The 476-nt window shown below is 52.7% G+C and carries 3 tRNA genes; all 3 read left to right on the plus strand.

Features of this window, described 5'->3' with window-relative positions:
- Positions 1-133 precede the first annotated feature (133 nt).
- Positions 134-210, plus strand: a tRNA-His gene (locus tag DXD56_RS08790).
- A 22-nt stretch (positions 211-232) separates the two neighbouring features.
- A tRNA-Lys gene (locus DXD56_RS08795) sits at positions 233-308 on the plus strand.
- A gap of 43 nt (positions 309-351) precedes the next feature.
- Positions 352-427 (plus strand) — tRNA-Lys (locus DXD56_RS08800).
- Positions 428-476: the final 49 nt, after the last annotated feature.

Genomic DNA, 476 nt, shown 5'->3' on the forward strand with positions numbered 1-476 from the left:
ATGAATGTGGGAGGTGTTCGGATAAAGTCGATAATCAAGGTCGAAAAACTCTTTTCAAAATTCTTGAAAATTGGGGCTTGCATCGCGTGGCGTTCCTTGCAATAATAGTCGAGCGCGAAGCGCACAGGACACGGTGGGTGTAGCTCAGTTGGCTAGAGCGACGGGTTGTGGTCCCGTAGGTCGAGGGTTCGAGTCCCTTTACCCACCCCAGTTCTTGCTTCGTGTCGATATCGGGTCGTTAGCTCAGTTGGTAGAGCAGGGGACTCTTAATCCCAAGGTCCAGGGTTCGACCCCCTGACGGCCCACCACACGATATCTCCTCTAAAGTCCGCTACCACGGACTTTAGCTTTGGGTCGTTAGCTCAGTTGGTAGAGCAGGGGACTCTTAATCCCAAGGTCCAGGGTTCGACCCCCTGACGGCCCACCAAAGCATGTTTAGACGGTCAACGAAAGTTGGCCGTCTTTTTTGTTGACCT

Origin of the sequence: Collinsella sp. TM06-3 (assembly GCF_003436395.1) — a bacterium.
Taxonomy (GTDB): Bacteria; Actinomycetota; Coriobacteriia; order Coriobacteriales; family Coriobacteriaceae; genus Collinsella.